This is a genomic window from Planctomycetota bacterium (assembly GCA_038746835.1).
Taxonomy (GTDB): Bacteria; Planctomycetota; Phycisphaerae; order Tepidisphaerales; family Tepidisphaeraceae; genus JBCDKH01.
The window spans coordinates 1-6048 of sequence record JBCDKH010000210.1 but is presented as its reverse complement, the minus strand read 5'-3'; the positions used below and the strand labels follow the sequence as shown (position 1 = coordinate 6048).

Genomic DNA, 6048 nt, shown 5'->3' with positions numbered 1-6048 from the left:
CTTGCGCATGGCCGACGGAGCCCGGCGGATCATCAAAATGGCCCCGAAGCGACGCTCCCGCAGTCGCCGTACGGCCCGGTCTGACGAGTCCGTCGCCCGCGAGCCCGACGCGTATCGCCGCCTGGCCGCCGCCGGTCTGCCGGCTCCGCGGATCCACTGCGGCGAGTCGGCGAGCGGACACTTTGGCCGGGCCTGGTTCGTCTGCGATGACCTTGGCCGGCGTACCGCGGCCGACAGTTCGGGCCTGAGCCCGACCAGCCGACGCCGTCTCTACGGCCAGATGGGCCGGCTTTTGGCGAAGATCCATGCGACGCCCGTCGACGACGATTCTGCCGCAATGACGCCGCTGGTCTCGTGGCAGCAGGACCAGATTCGGCGTGGGCTGGCTGGCGACCTGTATCGCGACGACGCCCTTTCCGCGGCACTCGAATCGCTCGACCACGACACGCCCGTCGGCCGACTCGGCTTCTGCCACGGCGACTTCCACGCCGCTCAGTGCATCCGCCGCGGCGGCAGGCTGGTGGCAGCAGTTGATTGGGAGAGCGCCCACATCGGCGATCCCGGCCGCGACCACGCCGTCTTCGAGACGATGGTCCGCATCACTGCCCCGACGGAGCTCGCCCAATCGGCACTCGACGCCTACTCCGAGGCGAGCCCGTTCTTCGACGCAGCCGCGTACGCCGACGTCCGCATCGCGCACGCAGCGGCGCTGGTCGTCGCGTTCAACGACGCGCGTCGTCACGCCTACGCCCGCGCAGCCCGCTCGCTCCTGAAGCACTGGATCGCGCCGATCGCAGCAGCTGCATGAGTCTGGTGTTCGATCCCAGACAGAGTCACTGAAGTGACTCAGCCTCTCGGAATCGACGCAACGCGTGTCGCGTCCTTCTGTCACTTCTCTGGTCTCGAAGCCGTGGGGTGAGCGAAGCGATCCCCCGGAGCGAACGGACGCGCGAACCGTCTTTCCAAAAGTCACTTGCGTCGTCGCTGATCGAACAGCGAAGCCTGCTGCGGATCGTTCCCGTCGCGTTCCATGACGTCGCGAACCTCACCCAGCAGCTCGTCGACCGTTTTGAACCGGTGATAGACGCTGGCAAACCGCACGTACGCGACTTCGTCCAGCTCGCGTAGCCGCTGCATGACCTGCCGGCCCACCCAGTCGCTGGGGACTTCCTTTTCGAAGACCCGCTGGGCTTCGTCCTCGACGTCGTCCGCCAGCTTCGCCAGCGCCGCTTCGGGGACGGCCCGCTTGTAGCAGGCACGCTCCAGCCCATTGACGATCTTCTGCCTGTCCCAGGGGCTTCGCCGGCCGTCGCGTTTCACGACGGTGAGCTTCACGGCCAGCTCGATGCGTTCGTACGTGGTGAACCGCTTGTCGCACCGCAGGCACTCGCGCCGGCGACGAATCGCCTCGCCGGCATCGGCACTGCGCGAGTCGATGACCTTGAGCTGGTCCTTGGTGGCACCGCAAAACGGACAGATCATCTTGTGGACAACGTAAGCCCTGTCCCCATGCTGTGCCATGCTTCCGAGGCGCAATTCCGTCATCCTGAGCGAGCGCAGCGAGTCGAAGGACCTCGATTGGTCGAACGTGCAGAAGCAGACGAGGTCCCTCGGCTGCGCTCGGGATGACGGGGGCGGCTCACGCCCGTCAAACGCAGCGGCCGATAACGCTCTTGTGCCGTCGCTCACGGGCTGGTTGCGTCGTCCTCGTGAGCCCGACGCCGATGCGCCAGGCGATCTGGCGCACCTGCTCGATCGCCCGCCGATCAAGCTCGACACGCCTGAAGCCCAGCGGCTGCTCGGCGGACGCCGGGTCCTCGTGACCGGTGCGGGCGGCAGCATCGGCAGCGAATTGTGCCGGCAGATCGCCCGGTTCTGCCCGCGGCGGCTGGTCATCCTCGACCAGAGCGAGTTCGGGCTCTTCACGATCAGGCGCGAGCTCTCCGCCCGGTGGCTCGGACTCGACCTGCGAGCCGCCATCGCCGACGTGTGCGACGAGCGACGCATCAGCGACGTGCTGGCCCAGGAGCGGCCGCACGTGCTCTTCCACGCCGCGGCCCACAAGCACGTGGGTCTGATGGAGGACAATCCCGGCGAGGCCGTCAAGGTCAACGTGCTCGGCACGCACCACGTCGCCCACGCGGCGGCGCGGCTCGGCGTCGGGACGTTCGTCTTCATCTCGACGGACAAAGCCGTCAATCCGTCGAGTGTCATGGGCGCGACCAAACGCGCGGCCGAACAGGTCATCGCCGGCATCGCCAAAGACGCGGCCAACACGCGGTTCTGCTGCGTGCGGTTCGGCAACGTCCTGGGCTCCAGCGGGAGCGTCGTCCCGATCTTCGAAAAGCAGATCGACGAAGGCGGGCCGGTGACGGTGACGCATCCGGAAATGCGGCGGTTCCTGATGACGATCCCCGAAGCGGCTGGTCTGGTCCTGCAGGCCGGGGCGACGGCGGAAGGCGGTGAGATCTTCGTGCTGGAAATGGGCGAGCAGGTCCGCATCCTCGACCTCGCCAACGCCCTCATCCGCCGGCGTGGCCTGGAGCCGGGCAAAGACATCGCCATCCGGTTCACCGGCGTCGGTGCGGGCGAGAAGCTCGAAGAGGAGCTGGCAGACGCACGGCATCCGACGCGTGCGACGCGGCACCCGAAAATCTGCATCTGGCTGCTGCCCGAGCCGACCGGTGCCGCCGCCGATCCCGTTCGTCAGCTGAGGCCGCACCTGGACGATCGCCCGGCCGACGTGCGTTCGGCGCTGGGTCGCGTGGTCGAGGAGTACCGCCCGACAGGCCACGACCAGCCCGTCCAACCGCTGCGTCTGGCAGCGTGACAACCGTCATCCTGAGCGAGCGCAGCGAGTCGAAGGACCTCGACTGGTTGTCGTCACAGACCCGCTGCGAGGTCCCTCGGCTGCGCTCGGGATGACGGAGTGCGGGCCAATCCCAAGGCGTGAAGCTGGAGAAGCTGTCGCTCAACGTCCGATAGCAACCCCAGTGGCCCGGCTGGCGGGTGGTGTCGCGGTGATCGCGACGATACCGGACGCAACGACCCTTCCTTCTCGGACCTCCACCGACGACTCGGACCATGCGGACGATCGCGATCATCAACCAAAAAGGCGGCTGCGGTAAGACGACCACGGCCATCAATCTTGCCGCGTGCCTCGCACGCCTGGGCCACAAGACGCTCCTGGCCGACATGGACCCGCAGGGCCACTGTGCGACGGGCCTGGCCGTGCCGGACGAAAGGGTGCAGCGGACGCTGTTCGACTGCCTCACGGCCGAGCCGGAGTCGCCCGTTGCCGTCAGCGAAGTCGTCTGGCAGATCGCCGAGAACTTCGACCTGGCCCCGAGCAACCTGAAGCTCGCCGGGTTCGAGCAGCTCTTCGCCGGCAAGCTCGGCCGGGAGCGACGCCTCGAAAACGTCCTGGCCACCGTCGATGATCGCTACGAGTGGTGCATCCTCGACTGCCCGCCCGGCGTCGGTCTGCTGACGTTCAACGCGCTCGTCGCCTGCGACGAAGCAATCATCCCCGTCGAGACCGGCTACTTCAGCCTGCACGGCCTGGCTCGCATGCTCGAGACGCTCGAGGAACTCAAGGATCGCCTCGGCAAGGAGACGACCATCCGCGTCCTGCCGACGCTCTTCGACACACGCACCAAGCTTGCCCGCGAAGTGCTGGCCGAGCTGCGGGGGCGATTCAGCGACGTGCTCATGCGGTCGTGCGTCAACTTCAACGCCAAGCTGAAGGAAGCCGCTAGCTTCGGCCAGCCCATCACCGAGTACGACCCGGGCAGCAAGGGCTACAAAGACTTCGTCGACCTCGCCCGCGAGCTGATGGGCCAGTCGCCGCTGGCGATGGCGATGGGTGAGGGCGAGTCGCTCAGCCGGCCGGCCGAGCTGGTCCGCCGGGCACGTCAGCTCTCGCAGTTCTCTGCCAAGACCTTCGGCAAGCCGGCGGCACGCATTCCCGGCAGCGGCGTCGGCGAGTCTGACATGTCGCTCGAAGCCTGCGGCGTCACCTACGCCAGCGGACAGGCACGCTTCGTCGCTTCGTTCGCCGGTGCACGCAGCGTCGCCGTCGCGGGCGACTTCAACGACTGGAACAGCCACGACGGCCGCATGACCTACGACGCCGAGGCCGAAACCTGGACAGGCGAGTTCCCGATCGCCGCCGGCCGGTATCGCTACCGCTACGTCGTCGACGGCCGATGGACCAACGACCCGGCCAATCGCGAGATCGAACAGAACGACTTCGGCGAGTTCAACAACGTCCTGCACGTCCCGGCCACCACGCACCTGCCCAGTCCGAAGCACCCGACCGCCCGGCAAGACCTGCCGAGCCTCGCCGCCGCCTGAACACCCTTCGAGGAAGATCATGGATGATCGCCACGACCACAACGGCCGCTCTCACCGGCCCCACAACAACGGCAGCGACGAGCGGCCGCTCAGCGCGATCAGTCACCTCTTCCTGAGCGACCTGCGCGAGCCCGAGCCTGCGCCCACCCGCGACACCGGCGAAGACTTCGTCGCCGTGCTCGGCACGGGTGTCGACGCGTCCCTGCAACGCCGCGCCGCCGCTGTTGCCGCGACGCTGCTCGGGCCCGACGTCGATCGCGTGGGTCTCGCGTTCATTGAAGGCAACGCCCTGTCGATCGTTGTCGTCGACGGCGACACCAACGTGACGGAAGTCGCCACCGAAGACGGCGACGTCGAGACGATTCTGGCCGAGGTCGCCTGCGACGTCGACGCGTGGGTTGTCGCCCTGCCCGATCCGCGTTTGCCGCAAAGTCGTCGGTTGTTGAAGCTGGCATCCCGCTGGACGCTCGTCGCCGGCAGCGATCACGAGTCGGTCGTCGGCGGGTATCGCACGCTCAAAGGGCTGTGCGATCGTCCGGGACTGTGCGACCACCAGCCGCGCGTGTCGCTGGCCATTCCTGATGCCGCCCACCCGGCCGAGGCCGAGCGTGCGGCGCGAAAGCTGCTGGGCGTCTGCCGGCAGTTTTTGGAGCTGGACGTCGAGGTCGAAGGCCCGTCGTCTGAAGGCGACTCCGACGACACGCCGTGGCACGCCCACGAGGTCTGGCACGGCCGCTGGCAAACCGCCGCCGAAGCCGGCCCGGCCTTCGACGCCCTGGTCGCAACGCTCCAGGGCACGTCTGCCGCTTCCGAATCGACTCCGTCCGACCCTCGCCCCACGCCGATGCGCATCGCCCCGCCCGTCCAGGAAGAGCCCGCTTCGATCCCGACCGCGCACGAGGTCACGCCGATCCACAACATCCCGTCGATCGCCCAGCCGATGCCAACGCCCGAGCCGGTCGCTCCGGCCGTCGAGGCACCGGTCGAGCCCACGGCGACCAGCGACGAGGAAGACGTCATCGACTTCCCGTCGGGTGCGAACGTGACGGATTTGGCGATCGCACGAGACCGGTCGCTCGCCGCGACGCCGGTGACGCCGCCGATGTTGCCGAACGCGCGCCTGGCCGTCGCCAACGACGGCGGCCTGATGCTCGTCGCCGCCGCCCAGCCGGGCCTGTCCGACCTGGCCAAGGTCGGCGAGGCGATGGCGTGGGTCTCCCAGAATCGCCAACTGCTCGCGATGGCACTGGGCCAGTTCCGTCTGAACGAGCACGTGCCCGTCAAGGTCCGCCTCCTTGTCGCGCATGCCGACGCCGGTGCGGATGCCCTGCGACCGTTGCTGGGCACGGGTGACGTCACGATCTGCGCCTACCGACGCCTCCGCTGGGGCGGACGCGAAGGTCTGCTCCTCGACGCTGCTTGACGCTCTGCGTCAAGCAACGAAGCCGACGGGCAGAGCGCAGCGTCGCCCCGGGTCCGGACGCAGAGGCATCAAGTTTTCAACGAACCCTCGCGATTTTCGCGACGGGACACTCCGGGTCCCGACGTGAAAACACCACGTTTCCAATTCGAAGCCGAGGGTTGTGCGGGAAGGTGCCCCCGGACGTTTTGTTGTTGGGGGCGACGCACCGCGGCGTCGGGTAGCGCAACCACACGCGGGATATCAAGACCCATGGGGTAAAAAACCGCGTG

General features: G+C 67.9%; 5 protein-coding genes. 4 read left to right on the top strand and 1 reads right to left on the bottom strand.

Features of this window, described 5'->3' with window-relative positions:
- Nucleotides 1-808, top strand: an 808-nt coding sequence (locus AAGI46_15090) for a phosphotransferase (protein MEM1013533.1), incomplete at its 5' end; no start/stop codon positions are given.
- A gap of 161 nt (nucleotides 809-969) precedes the next feature.
- Here AAGI46_15090 and nrdR read toward each other — a convergent pair.
- Nucleotides 970-1482: a transcriptional regulator NrdR gene (gene nrdR, locus AAGI46_15085; GenBank protein ID MEM1013532.1), complete on the bottom strand. Its 513-nt coding sequence runs from the start codon at nucleotides 1480-1482 to the stop codon at nucleotides 970-972.
- 193 nt (nucleotides 1483-1675) lie between these two features.
- Here nrdR and AAGI46_15080 point away from each other — a divergent pair, with 193 nt between their 5' ends.
- From AAGI46_15080 to AAGI46_15070, 3 genes are all read left to right on the top strand, one after another.
- Complete coding sequence (locus tag AAGI46_15080; protein ID MEM1013531.1) at nucleotides 1676-2830, top strand: SDR family NAD(P)-dependent oxidoreductase; 1155 nt, start codon at nucleotides 1676-1678, stop codon at nucleotides 2828-2830.
- Between the two features lie 254 nt (nucleotides 2831-3084).
- Nucleotides 3085-4356 carry an AAA family ATPase gene (locus tag AAGI46_15075; protein MEM1013530.1) on the top strand — a complete coding sequence of 424 codons (1272 nt, stop codon included), beginning with the start codon at nucleotides 3085-3087 and terminating at the stop codon, nucleotides 4354-4356.
- 19 nt (nucleotides 4357-4375) lie between these two features.
- Nucleotides 4376-5779, top strand: coding sequence for a hypothetical protein (locus tag AAGI46_15070; protein ID MEM1013529.1), 1404 nt, complete (start codon nucleotides 4376-4378; stop codon nucleotides 5777-5779).
- The last annotated feature ends 269 nt before the right edge of the window (nucleotides 5780-6048 follow it).

Coding starts and splice junctions, on each gene's coding strand:
- nrdR (MEM1013532.1), bottom strand. CDS start 1,482: ATGATCTGTCCGTTTTGCGGTGCCACCAAGGACCAGCTCAAGGTCATC.
- AAGI46_15075 (MEM1013530.1), top strand. CDS start 3,085: ATGCGGACGATCGCGATCATCAACCAAAAAGGCGGCTGCGGTAAGACG.
- AAGI46_15070 (MEM1013529.1), top strand. CDS start 4,376: ATGGATGATCGCCACGACCACAACGGCCGCTCTCACCGGCCCCACAAC.